Source organism: Streptomyces sp. NPDC096132 (assembly GCF_044763345.1).
Classification (GTDB): Bacteria; Actinomycetota; Actinomycetes; order Streptomycetales; family Streptomycetaceae; genus Streptomyces.
Window position 1 is genome coordinate 60,342 of sequence record NZ_JBIWGA010000027.1, and the last position, 17,289, is coordinate 77,630.

General features: G+C 70.4%; 14 protein-coding genes and 2 pseudogenes. 5 read left to right on the forward strand and 11 right to left on the reverse strand.

The genetic code is table 11. The features are described 5' to 3' along the window. Positions 1-71 precede the first annotated feature (71 nt). Positions 72-2,345 carry a PQQ-binding-like beta-propeller repeat protein gene (locus ACIRF9_RS42005; protein WP_403833777.1) on the forward strand — a complete coding sequence of 758 codons (2,274 nt, stop codon included), beginning with the start codon at positions 72-74 and terminating at the stop codon, positions 2,343-2,345. Positions 2,346-2,604: 259 nt separating this feature from the next. On the opposite strand, the pseudogene ACIRF9_RS42010 reads toward ACIRF9_RS42005, so the two are convergent. From ACIRF9_RS42010 to ACIRF9_RS42020, 3 genes and pseudogenes are all read right to left on the reverse strand, one after another. Beyond that, positions 2,605-2,826 (reverse strand): annotated as a pseudogene (locus ACIRF9_RS42010) (DUF4291 family protein); the annotation flags it as partial. Between the two features lie 245 nt (positions 2,827-3,071). Next, positions 3,072-4,031 (reverse strand): annotated as a pseudogene (locus ACIRF9_RS42015) (HupE/UreJ family protein); the annotation flags it as partial. A gap of 100 nt (positions 4,032-4,131) precedes the next feature. Next, entirely contained in the window at positions 4,132-5,256 is a 1,125-nt protein-coding gene (locus ACIRF9_RS42020; protein ID WP_403833779.1) for a DUF3500 domain-containing protein, read from the reverse strand. Between the two features lie 147 nt (positions 5,257-5,403). Between ACIRF9_RS42020 and ACIRF9_RS42025 the strand changes: the two genes are divergently transcribed. Then, entirely contained in the window at positions 5,404-6,105 is a 702-nt protein-coding gene (locus tag ACIRF9_RS42025; protein ID WP_403833782.1) for a response regulator transcription factor, read from the forward strand. Next, positions 6,102-7,607, forward strand: a complete 1,506-nt coding sequence (locus ACIRF9_RS42030; protein WP_403833785.1) for an ATP-binding protein — start codon at positions 6,102-6,104, stop codon at positions 7,605-7,607. The genes ACIRF9_RS42025 and ACIRF9_RS42030 overlap by 4 nt, the downstream gene beginning before the upstream one ends. An 8-nt stretch (positions 7,608-7,615) precedes the next feature. Here the strand turns inward: ACIRF9_RS42030 and ACIRF9_RS42035 are convergent, their stop codons facing one another. The 4 genes from ACIRF9_RS42035 to ACIRF9_RS42050 all read right to left on the reverse strand — a co-directional run bounded on the left by ACIRF9_RS42035 (position 7,616) and on the right by ACIRF9_RS42050 (position 11,094). Then, positions 7,616-8,446 carry an ABC transporter ATP-binding protein gene (locus ACIRF9_RS42035; protein ID WP_403833787.1) on the reverse strand — a complete coding sequence of 277 codons (831 nt, stop codon included), beginning with the start codon at positions 8,444-8,446 and terminating at the stop codon, positions 7,616-7,618. A 35-nt stretch (positions 8,447-8,481) separates the two neighbouring features. Next, positions 8,482-9,264, reverse strand: a complete 783-nt coding sequence (locus ACIRF9_RS42040; RefSeq protein WP_403833790.1) for an ABC transporter permease — start codon at positions 9,262-9,264, stop codon at positions 8,482-8,484. Between the two features lie 4 nt (positions 9,265-9,268). Continuing rightward, positions 9,269-10,018: an ABC transporter permease gene (locus ACIRF9_RS42045; RefSeq protein WP_403833899.1), complete on the reverse strand. Its 750-nt coding sequence runs from the start codon at positions 10,016-10,018 to the stop codon at positions 9,269-9,271. Between the two features lie 98 nt (positions 10,019-10,116). Beyond that, complete coding sequence (locus ACIRF9_RS42050) at positions 10,117-11,094, reverse strand: ABC transporter substrate-binding protein (RefSeq protein WP_403833793.1); 978 nt, start codon at positions 11,092-11,094, stop codon at positions 10,117-10,119. A gap of 262 nt (positions 11,095-11,356) precedes the next feature. Between ACIRF9_RS42050 and ACIRF9_RS42055 the strand changes: the two genes are divergently transcribed. Further along, entirely contained in the window at positions 11,357-12,238 is an 882-nt protein-coding gene (locus tag ACIRF9_RS42055) for a PaaX family transcriptional regulator C-terminal domain-containing protein (RefSeq protein ID WP_403833795.1), read from the forward strand. A gap of 14 nt (positions 12,239-12,252) precedes the next feature. On the opposite strand, the gene ACIRF9_RS42060 is transcribed toward ACIRF9_RS42055, so the two are convergent. Further along, positions 12,253-13,140, reverse strand: coding sequence for a PaaX family transcriptional regulator C-terminal domain-containing protein (locus ACIRF9_RS42060; RefSeq protein WP_403833797.1), 888 nt, complete (start codon positions 13,138-13,140; stop codon positions 12,253-12,255). Between the two features lie 172 nt (positions 13,141-13,312). On the opposite strand from ACIRF9_RS42060, the gene ACIRF9_RS42065 reads away from it, so the two are divergent. Continuing rightward, the gene (locus tag ACIRF9_RS42065; RefSeq protein ID WP_403833800.1) at positions 13,313-14,461 is read left to right on the forward strand and encodes an acyl-CoA dehydrogenase family protein; all 1,149 of its coding nucleotides are present in this window, start codon (positions 13,313-13,315) and stop codon (positions 14,459-14,461) included. Between the two features lie 3 nt (positions 14,462-14,464). On the opposite strand, the gene ACIRF9_RS42070 is transcribed toward ACIRF9_RS42065, so the two are convergent. The 3 genes from ACIRF9_RS42070 to ACIRF9_RS42080 are packed head-to-tail and all read right to left on the reverse strand — an operon-like array spanning position 14,465 to position 17,219. Further along, positions 14,465-15,454, reverse strand: a complete 990-nt coding sequence (locus ACIRF9_RS42070; RefSeq protein ID WP_403833802.1) for a zinc-dependent alcohol dehydrogenase family protein — start codon at positions 15,452-15,454, stop codon at positions 14,465-14,467. After that, positions 15,451-16,263 (reverse strand): carbohydrate ABC transporter permease, encoded by an 813-nt coding sequence (locus ACIRF9_RS42075; protein ID WP_403833805.1) that lies wholly within the window; start codon positions 16,261-16,263, stop codon positions 15,451-15,453. The genes ACIRF9_RS42070 and ACIRF9_RS42075 overlap by 4 nt, the downstream gene beginning before the upstream one ends. Beyond that, a complete protein-coding gene (locus tag ACIRF9_RS42080) occupies positions 16,260-17,219 on the reverse strand; it encodes a carbohydrate ABC transporter permease (protein ID WP_403833807.1) in 960 nt (319 codons plus the stop codon). Before ACIRF9_RS42080 ends, ACIRF9_RS42075 begins: the two co-directional genes overlap by 4 nt. Between the last annotated feature and the right edge of the window lie 70 nt (positions 17,220-17,289).

Sequence of the window (17,289 nt, forward strand, 5' to 3'; positions counted from 1 at the left end):
AACGGTAGTGCGAAGGAAGGGTGTGCCGGGGATGATGTGGGATCTTCGAGGGCGGCTGCCCGGCGCGCCGGGTGACAGCAAGTCAGGGGGGCTTCGCGGTGGAGGCGTTCGAGGCGCTGGAGGCGGGGGATCCGGAGCAGGTGGGGCGGTACCGGATCGTGGCGCGGCTGGGCGCGGGCGGGATGGGGCGGGTGTACCTGGGGCGTTCGCCGGGTGGGCGGGCGGTGGCGGTCAAGGTGGTGCGTGCGGAACTGGCCGAGGACGGTGACTTCCGCCGCCGGTTCGCTCGAGAGGTGGCCGCCGCCCGCCGGGTCAACGGGGTGTTCACCGCGGGTGTGGTCGACGCCGATCCGGAAGGGGCGCCGGCGTGGCTGGCGACGGCGTACGTGCCGGGGGTTCCGTTGGGCGACGCGGTGGCGGCGCACGGGCCGTGGCCCGAGGGTCCGGTGCTGGCGCTCGGGGCGGGGCTGGCCGAGGCGCTGGAGGCGATCCACGCGGCGGACGTGGTGCACAGGGACCTCAAGCCGTCGAACATCCTGCTCGCGGCGGACGGCCCGCGGGTGATCGATTTCGGGATCTCGGTGGCCGGCGAGGCCAGCGCGCTGACCCGGACCGGCATGGTGGTGGGCACGCCGGGGTTCATGTCCCCCGAGCAGCTGACCGGCAAGCCCGTCGGACCGGCCAGTGATGTCTTCTCACTGGGGGCGGTGCTGGCCTTCACCGCCACCGGGGCCGGGCCGTTCGGGACGGGCGCGGCCCACGCCCTGAGTTTCCGCGTCGTGTACGAAGAGCCCGACCTGCGTCAACTCCCGCCCGCCCTGCGGGCCGTGGTGGCCCGATGCCTGGCCAAGGCCCCCGAACAGCGGCCCACCGTGGCCGCCCTGCTGCACCAACTGGCCGAGGCCGCGGGCGACGAGCGGCCCGTCGCCCGCACCCCCACCCAGCCCGGCTGGCTCCCCGAACCGGTCGCCGCGACCGTGCACGCGCGCACCGTCACCGCGCCCCGGCGCCAGGCGCCACCACCCGCATTGCCCGCGACGTCCGAGCCCCCGCCCACGGACCCGGTGCCCAGCGCCCCGGGGCCCACGGTCTCGGCGCCGGCGGACCCGGTACCGGCGGACCCGGTGCCCGCAGATCGCGGTGCCGGCCCGTCAGTCCGCCCGGCATCGACCCGGCTGAGGGCGCGGGGCGGCTTCGTCCTCCCGCCGCGCGGCGAGCGGCTCCCGCCCCGATCGCCCGCGAACGCCGCGGGACGCCCTGCGGGGATCACCCGAAGACGGGCCCTGCTCGGCCTCGGAGGCGCCACCGTCGCGGGACTCGGCTACGCCGGCTGGAAGAGCGGTGACGGCGGCTCCTCGTCCGCGGAACCCGACTCGGACCCCACACTCACCGCCCCGTCCGGCAAGCAACGTTGGAAGTTCCACACCAGCCTCGGCGTGCACGCGTCGCCTGCCGTCGCCGCCGGGGCGGTGTACATCAACGTTCGTGGCGACCTGTACGCGGTGGACACCGCCACCGGAAAGCAGCGGTGGAAGTCCTCCACCGGCAGCGCCGACAGCTTGTCGCCGGCTGTGGCTGCGGGAGTGGTCTACATCGGCGGCGCGGACGGCACCCTGCACGCGGTGGACGCCGTCACGGGCAAGCGCCGGTGGAAGTTCCCCACCGGCGACGCCGTGCACACGGTGGCGGCTGTGGCCGCGGGAGTGGTCTGCGTCGGCAGCGGTGACGGCGCTCTGTACGCGGTGGACACCGCCACCGGCAGGCAACGGTGGAAGTTCCCGGCCCGCCTCACCACCCACACCTCGCCGGCGGTGGCCGAGGAGGCGGTCTACGTCGGCGGCGACGACGGCGCTCTGTACGCGGTGGACTCCGCCACCGGTGAACAACGCTGGAAGTTCCCCACCGGCAAGAAGACGCTCTCGTCTCCGGCCGTCGCCGACGGGGTGGTCTACGCCGGGAGCCCGGACGGCAATCTGTACGCGGTGGACTCCGCCACCGGCAGGCAGCGGTGGAAGTTCCCCACCGGCGACGCGGTGTACTCATCGTCGGCGGTGGCCGACGGGGTGGTCTGCGTCGGCAGCGGTGACGGCGCTCTGTACGCGGTGGACACCGCCACCGGTGAACAACGCTGGAAGTTCGCCGTCCGCGATCGTCGGCTTACGTCGCCGACGGTGGCCGACGGAGTGGTCTGCGTCGGCAGCAACGACGGCGCTCTGTACGCGGTGGACACCGCCAGCGGCAAACAACGCTGGAAGTTCCCCACCGGCAGCATCGTGTCCTCGTCGCCCGCGGTGGCCGACGGGTGGTCTACGTCGGCACCGGGGACGGCAACCTGTACGCGGTGACGGAGTAGTTCCCGAGCCGGCGAAGGGAGAAGACGATGACCGCCGTGTCCCCGGCCCCGAACGGCCTTGACGGGCCTGGTGAGTTCGCGCACCGTGGTGCACGACCTGCAGCGGGCCGCTGTCACCCCCCGAGGGCGAATGGCGACCGGGCGGTCCGCGTCCTCCTGGACGTCTACGAACGCGTCCTCGACCGCAACCCGGTCTGCCCGCCGGCACGCTGGTGATGGAGCACGGGGGCCTGGCCGGCCCGAACAGCGCGCCGTACCGCGAGACCCCGCTCCTGACCGGCTTTGCGGGCCCAGTTGCTGCGGTGCATCAGCCACAGGAACGAGGGCTTGATCCATGTCATCCGGTGGAACGAGAACGGCGTGACGAAGCGTCCCGCCCGCAGCGCCGCGTCAGCGATGGCAGGCGAGTACGCATGGTGGACGACGCTCGTGCGAGCGTCGTAGTCGGCACGAATCCGATACTGGGACGCCATGCGCCGCCCCCCGCCATCCGCTCCGCCGACGCCCCGAGCCGATTTCCCTTGAGTCGGGCGACGGCGGCCAGCGCCGCGACCGTCACGGCGACGAGCAGCGGGTGCCCGACCAGCCACGTCTGGATGCCCTCGAAGGGGTCGGACGACGTCAGCGTGGCACGTTCGAGCATCCAGGAGATCGAGAACACGAGGCCGACCACCGCCACGCCGATGCGGAACGCGGGGTAGAGGGTGGTGCGGGCCATGACGAGCAGCGACGGCATCATCAGCGCGACCACGAGCAGTTGGGTCAGTTCGATGCCCAGGTTGAAGCCCAGCAGCGTGGTCACCAGCGATCCGCGGTCGAGTCCGAGGTCGCCGATGAGCGAGGCGAAGGCCAACCCGTGGACGAGCCCGAAACCGCTCGCGACGATCACCTCGCCACGGGCCACCAGCGGCCGCACGGCATGGGCCGCGGAGACCGCGATCGAGAAGGCGATCAGCGTCTCGACCGGCCGGGTCGGCAGGTCGATCACTCCCGTGGCCGCAAGCGCGAGCGTGAGCGAATGACCGACGGCGAACGCGGTCACGACGTGCACGACGCGGCGGGCGGCGCGCCGGGGTGACGGGGCGGTGTGCCACCGGCCCCCGGTGGCCACCAGCGGGGCGGGGATGAGCAGCATGAGCAGGAACAGCAGATGATCGGCACCCTCGCCGACGTGCTCGATGCCCAGGCCCGCCGTGGTGGCGAAGCCCCGCAGCCACGAGCCCTCACCCGCCGGTACCCGGAGGCTCTTGGTCGTGTAGTCGAAGATCCCGAGGGTCTGGGCGTCGTCGGTCCTGAGGATGCCACGGTTGAAGTCGTGGCGGACGGTGACGATGACGTTGTGGGTCAGCAGCTCCTCGACGACGACGTCGTAGCGCAGGTCGAAGTCGGTGATCCGCCCGTCGGGCGGACGGATCTCCAGTGGGTAGACGAGGTGCGGCGTCCCGTCGACCGTACGGACCGCTCCCGTGCCGAGGGTGACGGCCCAGGGCCGGTCGTCCTCGCCGACGGCGCTGATGTGCCCGGCCGTGTACTCCTTCAGGAAGGTCCGGTCGGCGCCGAGCACGCTCTCGCGGGTGAGATCGCGGTGCACGGCCACGGCGAGACGGTCGACGGGCAGTTGCACCTCCCCCTCGACGCGGTCGTCGCCGATGTCGAGGAGGACGGCCGAGGTGCTCATCGGATGGGCGCCGGCCGGCGACGCGAGGCCGCCGGCCAGCAGGAGTGCCGCGATCAGGAACGCGGACAGGAGACGCTTCACTTGGCAGGCCCCGGTCCGGTCATTCCCAGCCGTAGTCGGCGGTCTCGTCCCGGAAGATGGTGTGCTGGTGGACGCCGCCGGTCTCGGGGCCGGGCTGGTTGGAGAACTCGATCCAGGCGGACGGACCGTCGAGGCGTACGTACGTCTGCGTGTTGTCGAGCGTCGTGCCGCCGCTCCAGCCGAGGTAGGTCTCGTCGTACTCGGAGACGTACTTGGCGAGGAGGCGCGCCGCGGCCCTTTCGTCCAGGTCGTCGATCCACGCCTTGAGCATCGCCGTCACCTTGGCCTGCTGCTTCCTGGTGAGGTCGGAGACGAGGACGCCCTCGGGCTCGGGGAAGGGGCCGTCGTGGCGGGGGCCGAGCAGCAGGTCGTCGAAGCTGCCGTCGATCTCCGCCGCGGCCAGCTCGGTCTCCGTCAGTGACTGGATGGCTCCGATGGTGCCGGTCCGCTTGTCCGCCAAGGGGGCGTAGAACATCTCCTCCCAGTCGAACTCCATCGGCTCCACCGCGGTCAGGGTGGGGGAGATGCTCACGTTTCTGCCGGCGTAGGTGATGTTGTACGCCGCGTGGTGGCCGCCGTACTGAAGCGTGAACTGTCCGGTCCTGCTGGGTTCGCCGAAGAAGGAGATGTAGTACCACTCCGAGCCGAAGTGGACGCGCCCGTTGCCGGCGCCCGGCAGCGAGCCGAGGTAGTCGTCGGCCTTGCGGATCTCGACGAGCTCCTTGTATCCCTGCTTGCTCAGCGCGGCCGCCATGAGCTTCATCACCGCGGCGTCCTGCGCCTCGGTGAGGTCGCCCAGCTTGAGACCGTTGCGCGTCACCACGGGGATCGGGAAGTTCGACCAGCCGGTCTTCTTCGCCGCGTCGTCGAAGTCGTACAGGACGGTGTCCTTCTGCTCGTCGGACAGCGTCGCGAGGAACGCGTCGGCCGCGGCGACGACCTCGGCGGTGTTCGCGCCGCCGACGCCGGAGACCGCCTTCGCCGCCGAACTCCTCCCCGTCGTGAGGGCCGCCGAGGAGGTGGAGCGCGTGGTCGCGTCGGCGGCGCAGCCGGCGACGCCGAGGCTGAGACACGCGGCGAGGACGATCACACCGCGGCGTACGCGTGCCTGCCGGGACCAGTGTGCGGGGATGAGGGGGGACATGGGACTCCTGTGGGGTGTGTGTCAGGGGTACTCATGCTGGGCGCGCTGCATCAGAACCGGTCCGGAGCCGTTCCGGAATTGGGCAAAGTCCGAATCGCCACCGCGCATGGCCGAAACCGCGCAGGGACGGTGGGCCATCATGTGGAGGTGCCGAACCGTGTCCTCATAGCCGACGACGATCGCGCGATCCGCGAATCCCTCGCGCGGGCGCTGGAGTTGGAGGGGTACGACGTCGTCACCGCCGCCGACGGTGTGGAGACGCTGACCCGGCTCCGCCGGGGCTCCTTCGACGCCCTGGTGGTCGACGTGATGATGCCCCACGTCGACGGACTGGCCGTCTGCCGCGTGCTGCGCGCCGACGGCGACCGCACCCCGATGCTGCTGCTCACCGCCCGCGACGGGACCTCGGACCGGGTCGCCGGCCTGGACGCCGGCGCCGACGACTATCTGCCCAAACCGTTCTCGGTGCGTGAACTGCTCGCCCGGCTGAGGGCGTTGCTGCGCCGAGCCGAACTGACCCCGGGGGCGGGAGAGCGGAGCGGGGCCGGTGCGCCGCTGCGGATCGCGTCGCTGCGAGTCGACCCCGCCGCCCGGCGCGCCTGGTGGGCCGACGAGGAACTGCAGCTGTCGAGAACGGAGTTCGACCTGCTGGAGCTTCTGGTGCGCAACGAGGGCATCGTCCTGGACCACGCGACCGTCTACCGGCAGGTCTGGGGCCGGGATCCCGGCACGGACGCCAAGAACCTGGCCGGCTACGTCGGCTATCTGCGGCGCAAACTGTCCGACGCCGGCGCGCCCGACCTGATCCGCACGGTGCGTGGCGTGGGCTACGCGGCGCGGCGGCCATGAGTCTGCGCTCGCGGCTCGCTCTCGCCTTCGCCGTCGTCGGCGCCGTGGTGGCGGTCCTGGTGGGGCTGCTGAGCTATCGTGCCGCTTCCGACCGCGTCATCGCCGAGGTCGACCGGTTCCTGCGGTCGACCACGGTCGCTGCGGCACAGGACGCGGACCGGGTCCCGGCCGGCTCCGCGTCGTTCACAGCGGGGCCGGACCTCTTCCCCGGCCCGGACCGGCCGGGCCCGGGCGACGAGGAGGAGTGGCAGCCGGTCGTGCGGGCCGTGGACCGGGACGGCAGGTCCAGCCACCTCGGCGGCCCGCGCGTCCCGCTGCCGGTGTCCGACACCTCCCGCGACCTCGCCGGCTCCGGCGCGTACGGGCAGTCGCGCACCACCGAGGTGGTCGTCGACGGCCGTACCTACCGGCAGCTGACCACCGCGCTCGGCGGGGACCGCGGCGCCCTTCAGGTGGCCGTACCGGTCGACCAGACGCAGTACGTGCTGGGCGGCATGGCACGGGAGATCGCCGGCGTCAGTCTCGCGGTCCTGCTGGCCGCGGCGGGTGCCGGATGGCTGCTCGCGCGGCGCATCACCCGGCGCCTGGTACGGCTGGCCGCGGTCGCCGAAGAGGTCAGCGTCGAAGGGCACGTCGACGGGTCCGGCCTGGAGGGCGGACGCGACGAGGTCGGCCGGCTCTCGGCTTCGTTCAGCCGGATGCTCGCCCGCCTCGCCGTCGCCCGCGAGGCCCAGGAAAGGCTGGTGCAGGACGCCGCCCACGAGCTACGGACCCCGCTGACGAGCCTGCGCGCCAACGCGGAGGTGCTGCGCCGCGTCGCTGATCTCTCCCCGGACGCGCGCGAGAGGCTCCTCGACGACGTCGACGGCGAGACACGCGAACTCGGCCACCTGGTCGACGAACTCGTCGAACTCGCCCTGGCCCGGGGCCGAGCCGAAGCCGAGGAACCCGTCGCACTGGCGGCGGTTGCCCGGAGCGCCGCGCGGCGCGTGTACCGGCGCACGGGCCGACTGGTCCTGTGCGACACGGACGACTGCGTGGTGCGGGGCCGCCGTCAGGGACTCGAACGCGCGGTGGGCAACCTGCTCGAGAACGCGGCCAAGTTCGACTCCGGATCCGACCGCGACGAGCCGATCGAGGTGCGGATCCACCGGGGAGTGATCACCGTCCGCGACCGTGGGCCGGGTATCCGCGCCGACGACTCCGAGCGCGTCTTCGACCGCTTCTACCGCGCCGACACCGCCCGCGGCCTGCCCGGTTCCGGGCTCGGCCTGGCCATCGTCCGGTACGTCGCCGAGGCCCACGGCGGCACCGTCTTCGCGAGAACCCGACGCGGCGGCGGGGCCGCGGTCGGGTTCACCGTGGATTCCGCCCGACTCCTGCCGGACCCGAAACCGGACCCGAAACCGGACCCGAAACCGGACCCGAAACCGGACCCGAAACCGGACCCGAAACCGGACCCGAAACCGGACCCGAAACCGGAACCGGGAGACCCCGGCTAGAGGGCTGGTCAGAGATGCGGGGCCGCGGTGGCGGCACGTGCCCCGCTCGCGACGGAGGCCGCCGTGTCGCCGCTGTGGTGCTTGGCCCGCTGGATCTGTTCGTAGACGTGCGCGCGCAGTTCGCCGAAGCGGGTGCTGGAGCGGGTGTGCAACTGGTCGCGCTCGTCGGGCAGGTCGATGGTCAGGTCCTCCTGGACCACGGTCGGCGACTTGGACAGGATGATCGTGCGCTGGCCGAGATAGACCGCCTCGTCGATGTCGTGGGTGACGAACAGGACCGTGACCCCTAGTTCGCGCCACAGACGGCGGATGAGGTCCTCCAGATCTGCCCGGGTCTGCGCGTCGACCGCCGCGAAGGGCTCGTCCATGAGCAGCACCTTCGGCTCGTAGGCGACGGCGCGGGCGATGGCGACGCGCTGCTGCATGCCGCCGGAGAGCTGCCAGGGGTAGGCGTGGTGGGCGTCGGCCAGGCCGACCACCTCCAGGGCGTGGTCGACGAGTTCCCGCTCGCGGGCCTTGCCGAGCTTCTTGCGGCGCAGCGGAAGGGCGACGTTGTCGCGCACGTTCATCCAGGCGAACAGGGAGCGGCCGTACTCCTGGAAGACCACCGCCATGCCGGCCGGGGGCCCGCTGACCGGCCGCCCGTCCAGGCGCACTTCGCCGCCGGTGGGCGTGAGCAGCCCGGCCATGCACTTGAGCAGGGTCGTCTTGCCGCACCCGGACGGGCCGACCAGGCACACCAGTTCACCGGCGTCGAGGTGGAAGCTGAGACTGCGCAGTGCCTCGACGGTGCGGTTCCGGCCGGTGTAGGTCTTCTGCAGGTTGCGTACGTCGAGCATCGACGTCTCCTTCATGGGCGGACCGGGGCGGCCGGTCAGGTGTCGCGCTGGGCGCGGCGCAGGCCGTGGTACCAGGCCAGGACGCGGTTCTCGGCGAGGCGGAAGAGCAGGGAGAGGACGAAACCGAGCAGGCCGAGCAGCAGGACGCCGCTCCACATCTCGGGGATGGCGAAGGTGCGCTGGAACTGCACGATGGTGAAGCCCAGTCCGTTGCTGGCGGCGAACATCTCGCTGATGACCATGAGGATGATCCCGATCGACAGCGACTGCCGGACACCCGTGACGATCTGCGGGCTCGCCGAGCGCAGCACGAGGTGCCACAGGCGGGCGGGGCCGGTGATGCCGTAGGAGCGGCAGGTGTCGCTCAGCACCTCGTCCACGGCACGTACGCCCTCGACCGTGTTGAGCAGGATCGGCCAGACACAGCCGCTGACGATGACCAGGACCTTCATGGTGTCGCCGATGCCCGCGAACAGCATGATCACGGGGACCAGCACCGGCGGCGGGATGGCGCGGAAGAGCTCCAGCACCGGCTCCAGGACGTCCCGTACGACGCGGTGCGTGCCGACGACGAGACCGAGTCCGACGCCGATCACGACGGCGAGGAGGTAGCCCACGGTCAGCCGGAGCAGGCTGGGCAGGACGTCGGACGTCAGCCGGTCGCCCGCCCAGACCTCCCCGAACTTCCGCAGGATGACGGAGAGCGGGGGGAAGTAGAAGTCGGTGCTGCCGGCGGTGGCGAACCACCACACGGCGAACAGGACCGCGGGCAGGCCCAGCACGAGCAGGGCACGACGGCCCACAGTGAGGACGGTCATCGGATCATCCCTCCGTGCGCAGGGACTGGTGCCAGTGCAGCGCCCGCCGTTCCACGGCCCGCGCCACCAGGTTGATCGCCACTCCGAGCAACCCGGTGACCAGCACCAGGGCGTACACCCGTGGTACGGCGCCGGAGTTCTGCGCGACGGCGATCTCGTGGCCCAGGCCGGGTGAGCCGATGACGAGTTCGGCGGTGATCGCGAGGACCAGCGCCACGGCGGACGCCAGCCGTACGCCCGTCATCACATACGGCAGCGCGGTGGGCCACAGGACGTACCGCATCCGCCCCCATCTGCCGAGCTGATAGCTGCGGGCGGTGTCGTCCGCGACCGGGTCGACGTCCTGCGTGCCGGCCAGTACCTGGACGAGCACCTGCCAGAAGGAGGCGTACACCACCAGCAGCAGCGTCGACTCCAGTTCGGTGCCGTAGAGCAGCACCGCCACCGGGATCAGCGCCACCGAGGGGATGGGGCGCAGGAACTCGATGGTGGAGGCGGTCACCGCGCGCAAAACGGGAACGGAGCCGATCACCACCCCGGCCACCACCCCGGCCACGACCGCGATCGCCGTGCCCAGACCCCACCCGGTCAGGGTGTCGCCGAGCGCCGTCCAGAACGCGCTCTCGGCGAGCAGTTGCCACAGCGTGCGGCCGATCTCCGAAGCGGGCGGAAGGTAGTCGGCCGACACCGCACCGGTGTGGGGGAGTACCTCCAGGACCGCCACCAGAGCGGCCAGACCGGCGAGGCCGCGCAGCGCGGTGACGGTGGCGGGCCCGTGCCGGGCGGGAGCCCCGCCGGGACCGGTGCCGGTCCCGGCGGTCTGCGTCTTCACGGACGCGATGGCCGACGGTGTCACTGGAACAGCGCCTTCAGGTCGGGCTTCTTGCCGTCGAACAGGCCGTCCTGCTCACCGAGCGAGGCCAGCTTCTCCAGGGAGGCCATGTCGTACGCGGCGGGCCAGGACGGCAGCGTCAGGTTCTTCAGCACCTCGCCGTCGATCTTGGTGTAGGTGGTGAGGATCTGGCGTGCCTCGTCCGGGTGTGCGGAGGCGTAGGCCTGCGACTCGGTCATCGCCTCGGCGAACTTCTTCACCAGGTCGGGGTTCTTCTGCGCCACCTGGGCCGAGGTGAAGTAGGCCGTCAGCGTGAGCTTGGGGTCGGTCTCGGCGAACGGCGAGGACACGACCCGGGCGCCCTGGGACTTGGCGATCGTCAGGGCCGGCTCGGCCATCCAGGCCGCGTCCACCTGGCCGCTGTCGAGGGCGGCGGGCATCTGGTCGAAGGCCAGTTCGGCGAACTTCACCTTCGAGGGGTCGCCGCCGTCCTTGCGGATCGCCTCACGCACGGTGGTGTCACCGATGTTCTGCAGGGTGTTGACGGCCACCGTCTTCCCGGCGAGGTCCTTGGCCGACTTGATCGGGCTGTCCTTCTTGACGGCCACGCCGCTGACGTCCGTCGTGGTGTTGCCGGTGGTGGCCGACCCGTTGGTCACCGACGTCACCGGGACTCCCTTGGTCTGGGCGATCATCAGCGAGGTGGTGTTGCTGAACCCGAACTGGAACTGACCGCTCACCACACCCGGGATGATCGCGGCGCCGCCCTGGGCGCTCTCCATCTTCAGATCGATGCCGCGGCTGCTGAAGAAGCCCTTCTTCTGGCCCAGATAGAGCGGTGCCACATCGACGATCGGAACGATGCCGACCTTGACCTGGGTGGTCTTGCCGCTGCCCGAGGCCGATGAACCGCCGGCGTCGGCGGACGACGACCCGCATCCGGCCGCACCGGCGGCCGTGATCACTGCTGTCGCAAGCCCGAGAATGCGCCGTCGCATAGGGCTCCTCCTGACGAAGAGGTGGATGAGAGGGGGATTCGCTTTGTGCACTTATGTGCCGAATTGAGCGAGTTGGGCGGACGCTATGCCGTCGTTGTGGAGTCGTCAATGGGGTGCCGCGTCGGCGGCGTTGGTGGCCGTTCGGGGCGGCCTGCGGGCCGCGACGCCCCTCGGTCGAGATGTTGTGCATCTTCTTGACGGCGGCAATCTACATGCCTACCTTCGCGGTGTCATGCCCCCGGACGAAAGAGATGTCCGCCTCATGAAGTCCCGGGTGAACTCCTCCGATGTGGACGACGGGTCCACCGGTACCGCTCCGGCCTCGCCGGCCGGCCCGCACCTTCGTCCTCAGTCGCTGCTGCTCGCCTTCTTCGGCGACCACGTCCTGGAAGAGGGCCCGCTGTGCGTGTACTCGGGCAGCGTCATCGACGTCCTCGGCCGCGTGGGAGTCGGGGAGCACGCCGTCCGCTCCACGCTGACCCGCATGGTGAACCGCGGCCTGCTGCAACGTCAGCGGCAGGGGCGGCGCATGTACTTCGGTCTCACCCCGCACGCGACGCAGATCCTCCACAACGGCCGCACCCGCGTCTGGCACACCAGCGCGGTCAACGACGACTGGAACGGAACCTGGACCCTGCTCGGGTTCTCACTCCCCGAAGCCTGGCAGCGCCAGCGCCACGACCTGCGCTCCCGGCTCACGTGGACCGGCTTCGGCCCCCTCTACAGCGGCCTGTGGATCGCGCCGGGCGACGTCGACCTCTCCGAGATCGTCGCCGAACTCGGCATCGCCGCCCACGTCAAGATCTTCCACGCCCGCGCCGACGCCGCCACCGACATCGACGTGATGATCCGCGACACCTGGGACCTGGAGACGATCGCCGCCCGCTACACGGCCTTCGGGAAGCGCTGGATCGCCCACCTCGACGGTCCGTCCGTCGATCCGCTGGCCACCCATCTGTGCCTGGTCGCGGAGTGGCTGGGCGCCATCCGCGCGGATCCCCGGCTGCCCGCCCGGCACCTGCCGTCCGACTGGCCGGCCCGGTCGGCGGAAGAGACCTTCCGGCGCATAGCGGAGCGGACGACCCGGCCCGCCCGTCAGGTGGCCGCCGCACTGCTGGAGACGACGCCTCTGGAAGGCTCCTGAGCATCACCGGCGCGTCAGCGCTCGGCAGGGGCTCCGCCGACCGTGGAGGTTCCTCCGGCCCTGGAGGCTCCTCCGACCGTGGAGGCGACGTACTCGAAGGCCTGGGTCTCGAGGAGTTCCCTGAGTTCATGGGCGAGTTCCTGGGCGGCTTCGCCGTGCCAGCCCGTCGGCAGCAGCTGTTCCGGCAGGCCCGGGTCCAGGTAGGGGAAACGCATCCACTGCTCGAGGGCCAGGGTGTAGACCGCGAAGGCTTCGCCGGGTTCGGCGATGCCGCCCGCCTCCCGGACGGAGGCCAGCACCGGGGACCATGAGCGCAGGTACTTGTCGTACGAGGCGGCGAGTTCTTCGAGGTTCCAGGCGCGGCGGACGAGCGTGGCGGTGTCGCCGAGACCTTCGTGGTGCGCGGTGAAGGCGTCGACGTACTGTTCCAGGCCGAGCCGGCGCACCCATTTCAGAACAGTGGGAAGGACACGGGCGGGAGCGATCCACAGTCCGCTGTCGAGCTGGCCCATGCCGAGCCAGACGAGTCGTTTGCGCAGGGTGTACCGCTTCTCCCGCTCGGCTTCGGGTACGGAGAACGAGACGATGACCCAGCCGTCCTCCAACCGGGCCGGCTTCAGCGGGGCGTAGACGACTTCGTCGCCCTCCTCGAAGATGAGCCGCGCCTTGGCGGTCGCGGTGTATCCGCGCACCGTCCCGTTTCGTTGCGGGGCCAGCAGGTCGCGGCGCGTCATCCGGGTCACGGCCGAGCGTGTCGCCTGAGCCGGCACTCCCAGCCGCTCCATGAGCGTGATCAGGTCGGCCACCGAGGACCAGCCCCGCAGCAGCCGTGAGTAGTGCCCGTAGACGGCCAGGATCAGCAGTTGGGTGCTGTTCTTCGCCTCGTCCTGCGGCAGGTCCACGCGCGGTCTCCTCACTCGCCTCTCGTCCTACGGACTTCGCGTCCCATTCTCGCCCGGGACGCGGCCTCGCCCTCGCCAGATTTATGTCGGATGGCTTCCGATCGCTCTGGAACCGACATACTCTGGCTTCCGGGCGCAGTGGCCGACGCACGATCGAGGAGAGACATCCCGTATGAAGCGCGATCTCTACGACACGGACCATGAGGACTTCCGCGCCATGGCCCGGGCTTTCGTCGCCAAGGAGGTCACTCCGCACCTCGCCGCATGGGAGGCCGCGGGCGAAGTCGACCGGTCGCTGTACCGGGCCGCGGGCGCCGCGGGACTGCTCGGGCTGGGTGTCGAGGAGGAGTACGGCGGCAGCGGCGTGGACGACTTCCGCTACAACGCGGTTCTCATCGAGGAACTGTGCCGCGCGGGTGCCACCTCGGTCTCCATGAACCTCAACGGTTTCACCGACCTGATCGCCCCGTACTTCCGGGAACTGGCCACCCCCGAGCAGAAGGCACGCTGGATGCCCGGGCTCGCCGACGGCAGCCTGGTCGCGGCCATCGCCATGACCGAGCCCGGCGCCGGCAGCGATCTGCGGGGTATCCGTACGTGTGCCGAACGGCGGGCGGACGGATACCTGCTGAACGGCACGAAGACCTTCATCAGCAACGGCATCCTCGCCGACCTGGTGATCGTGGTCGCCCGCACGGCTGCCGACGACGGCCGGGACGGACTCAGTCTCCTGGTGGTGGAGCGGGGCATGCCCGGGTTCGAACGCGGCCGCAAGCTCGACAAGCTCGGCCTGTCCGCCCAGGACACCGCGGAACTGTTCTTCACCGACGTCGTCGTACCGGCAGCGAACCTGCTCGGTGAGGAAGGGGGCGGCATGGCATACCTCAAGCGCAACCTCCCCCAGGAGCGCCTCAGTGTCACCGTGATGGCCGCCGCCACCATGCGGCGTGTCCTGGGCGAGACCATCGCCTACACCCGGGACCGCGTCGTCTTCGGACGCCCGCTCTCATCCCTCCAGGCAACCCGCTTCACCCTGGCCGAACTGGCGACCGAGGCGGAGATCGCCCAGACCTTCACGGACCGCTGCGTCGGCGAACTCGCCGCCGGCCGCCTGACGGACACCGAGGCCGCCATGGCCAAATGGTGGGTGACCGAACGCCAGCAGCACCTCGTCTCCCGCTGCCTGCAACTGCACGGCGGATACGGCTACATGACGGAGTACCCGATCGCCAAGGACTTCGTCGACACCCGCGCCGGCACACTGTTCGCGGGTACCACCGAGATCATGAAGGAGATCATCGGCAAATCGCTGCTGCGTTGACTGTCAGGGCAGTACGACGATCTTTCGTCCCTGGCCGGCCGCGAACTGTTCCAGCGCCTGCGGGTACTGGGCCAGCGGCAGCCGATGGCTGATGAACACCTGCGGATCGAGTACCCCGGTGGCGAACAGCTCCGCCGCCCGCTCGTAGCTGTGCAGCACCGCCATGGAGCCGGTGATGGTGATCTCCTGGTTGTAGATGCGGTACGGCGAGATGGTGGCCGTCGTCGCGTAGTCGGAGACCCCGAACTGAAGGAACGTGCCGGCCTTGGCGACCCGCTCCAGACCGTCCTGGATGGCGGCGGCGTTGCCGGTCGCGTCGATCACCACGTCCCAGCCGGCCGGACGCCCCAACTCCGCGGCCGAGAGGGCCGCTTGGGAACAGCCCAGCTTCTCCGCCGTCGCCAGCCGTTCCGGGTTGACGTCGACGACGTCCACCGAGGAGGCCCCGGTGCGCTTGGCCAGCTCCAGCATCATCAGGCCCATGGTCCCGCTGCCGTAGATCAGCACATGGGAGCCGATCCTGCTGTTGAGCACGTCGTAGCCGCGCACGGCGCAGGACAGTGGCTCGATGAGGGCCGCGTCCTGGACGGCCACATGGTCGGGCAGCCGTACGCAGTTGGCGACGGGCGCCACGGCGTACTCGGCGGCGCCACCCGCCACGGTCACCCCGATCGCCCGCCAGCGGTCGCAGAGGTTGTTGCGGCCGACTCGGCAGTAGCGGCACTCGTTGCAGTACAGCGAGGGGTCCACGGCGACCCGGTCGCCGATCGCGAGTTCGGTGACCTCGCTGCCCAGACCCACGACCTCGCCGGCGAACTCGTGGCCCGGCACGACCGGCAGTGTAGGTGCGAACTCGCCCTGGAGGATGTGCAGATCGGTGCCGCACAGCCCGCAGGCCGCCACCTCGACCACGACCTCGCGGGGCCCGGGAGTGGGGTCGGGCACCGTGGTGACGGTGACCTTGCCGGGGGCTTCGATGACAGCGGCTTTCACTTGACTGCTCCTAGGGACAGGCCGCGGACCAGTTTGTCCTGGGCGGCGAAACCGGCGATGAGGACCGGCAGGGAAACCAGCGTGGCGGCGGCGCAGAGCCGGGCGAGGAAGAGGCCCTCGTTGGTGATGAAGCCGACCAGGAAGACCGGCGCGGTGGACGCCTTGGTCGCGGTGAGGTTGACGGCGAACATGAACTCGTTCCAGCTGAAGATGAAGCAGATCAGCGAGGTGGCGGCGAGGCCGGGCATGGCGACCGGTGCGACGATCCGCCAGAGCACGGTGGGGAGGCCCGCGCCGTCGACCTCGGCGGCTTCGAGGATCTCCTTGGGTACCTCGGCGAGGAAGGAGCGCATCATCCAGACCGCGATGGGGAGGTTCATGGCGGTGTAGAGGACGATCAGTGTCCAGACGTTGTCGAGCATTCCGGCGTCCTTGACGATCAGGTACACCGGCAGCAGGGCCGCGATGGCGGGCAGGAACTTGGTGGACAGGAAGAAGAACATCACGTCGGTCCACTTCTTGACCGGCTTGATGGACAGCGCGTAGGCCGTAGGCACCGCCAGGGCGAGGACCAGCAGCGTCGAAATGACGCTGGCCATGGCCGAGTTGAGGAGGAAGGGGGTGATGTCCCGGCTGAACAGGAGCTTGTACTGGTCGAAGGTGACCGGGGCGAAGAGGGACGGGGGATTGGTCGCGGCGTCGGCCTCCTGGTGGAAGGAGGTGAGTGCCATCCAGGCCACCGGGGCGAAGAACACGAGGGTGGCGAGCCAGGCGACGAAGGTCCACAAGGGGGACAGTCGTGCGGTCATCGGGACACCTCCTCGCGGAACAGTGACGCGATGGTGCGCAGGGCGAAGGTCGCGATGACGATCGAGCCGAGGACGACGACGACCCCGGCGGCGGCCGCCTGGCCGTACTCGTATTTGCGGAACATGGTCAGGTAGATCTCGTAGGGCAGGTTGGTGGTCTGGGAGCCGGGGCCGCCCTGGGTGATGGTGTAGACCGCGTCGAAGGTCTGCACGACGTAGATCGTGCCGAGCAGGATGCCCAGTTCGATGTACTGGCGCAGGTGCGGCAGCGTGATGTGCCGGAAGGTCTGCATCGCCGACGCCCCGTCGACGCGGGCCGCCTCCAGGACGTCGCCGGGCTGGGCCTGCAGGCCGGCCAGCAGGATCAGCATCATGAACGGCGTCCACTGCCACACCAGCGAGACCACGACGGCGGGCATGGGATACGACGAAATCCAGTCGACCGTCGGACCGTTGTCCGCGCCGAAGAGCCGCCATACGGCGTTGAGGGTGCCGTTGAGCAGGCCGTAGTCGGGGTTGTAGATGGCGTGCTTCCACAGCAGGGCGGCCGCGACCGGCATGACGAGGAACGGTGCGATGAGCAGGGTGCGGGCCAGGCCGCGGCCGGTGAACCGGCGGTCGAGCAGCATGGCCAGACCGAGGCCGAGGAGCACGCTGATGAGCACCACGGACGCGGTGAGGACGACGGTGTTCAGGACCGCGGTGCGCAGTCGTTCGTCGGTGAAGACGAAGGTGAAGTTGGACAGGCCGACGAAGTGCCGTTCGCCCGGCTTGAGGATGTTCCACTGGAAGGTGGAGATCACGAGCGTGGCCACGAAGGGCAGCTGCGTGACGACGACGGTGAACACGAGTGCCGGCAGGAGCGGGGCACGGCGCTTCCATCTGCTGACGCCGGTGGACGTGCGCGGGCGGCTGGGGGGTGGTGCTGTCGTGGATGGGGCGGTGAGCGTGGTCATGAGGATTCCTCTGCCGGTGACGGCGGGGGTGGGGGAAGCGGTGCCCGGCCGGCGCGGAGGTCGGCCGGGC

Coding starts and splice junctions, on each gene's coding strand:
- ACIRF9_RS42020 (WP_403833779.1), bottom strand. CDS start 5,256: ATGTCCCCCCTCATCCCCGCACACTGGTCCCGGCAGGCACGCGTACGC.
- ACIRF9_RS42030 (WP_403833785.1), top strand. CDS start 6,102: ATGAGTCTGCGCTCGCGGCTCGCTCTCGCCTTCGCCGTCGTCGGCGCC.
- ACIRF9_RS42035 (WP_403833787.1), bottom strand. CDS start 8,446: ATGCTCGACGTACGCAACCTGCAGAAGACCTACACCGGCCGGAACCGC.
- ACIRF9_RS42040 (WP_403833790.1), bottom strand. CDS start 9,264: ATGACCGTCCTCACTGTGGGCCGTCGTGCCCTGCTCGTGCTGGGCCTG.
- ACIRF9_RS42050 (WP_403833793.1), bottom strand. CDS start 11,094: ATGCGACGGCGCATTCTCGGGCTTGCGACAGCAGTGATCACGGCCGCC.
- ACIRF9_RS42055 (WP_403833795.1), top strand. CDS start 11,357: ATGAAGTCCCGGGTGAACTCCTCCGATGTGGACGACGGGTCCACCGGT.
- ACIRF9_RS42065 (WP_403833800.1), top strand. CDS start 13,313: ATGAAGCGCGATCTCTACGACACGGACCATGAGGACTTCCGCGCCATG.
- ACIRF9_RS42075 (WP_403833805.1), bottom strand. CDS start 16,263: ATGACCGCACGACTGTCCCCCTTGTGGACCTTCGTCGCCTGGCTCGCC.
- ACIRF9_RS42080 (WP_403833807.1), bottom strand. CDS start 17,219: ATGACCACGCTCACCGCCCCATCCACGACAGCACCACCCCCCAGCCGC.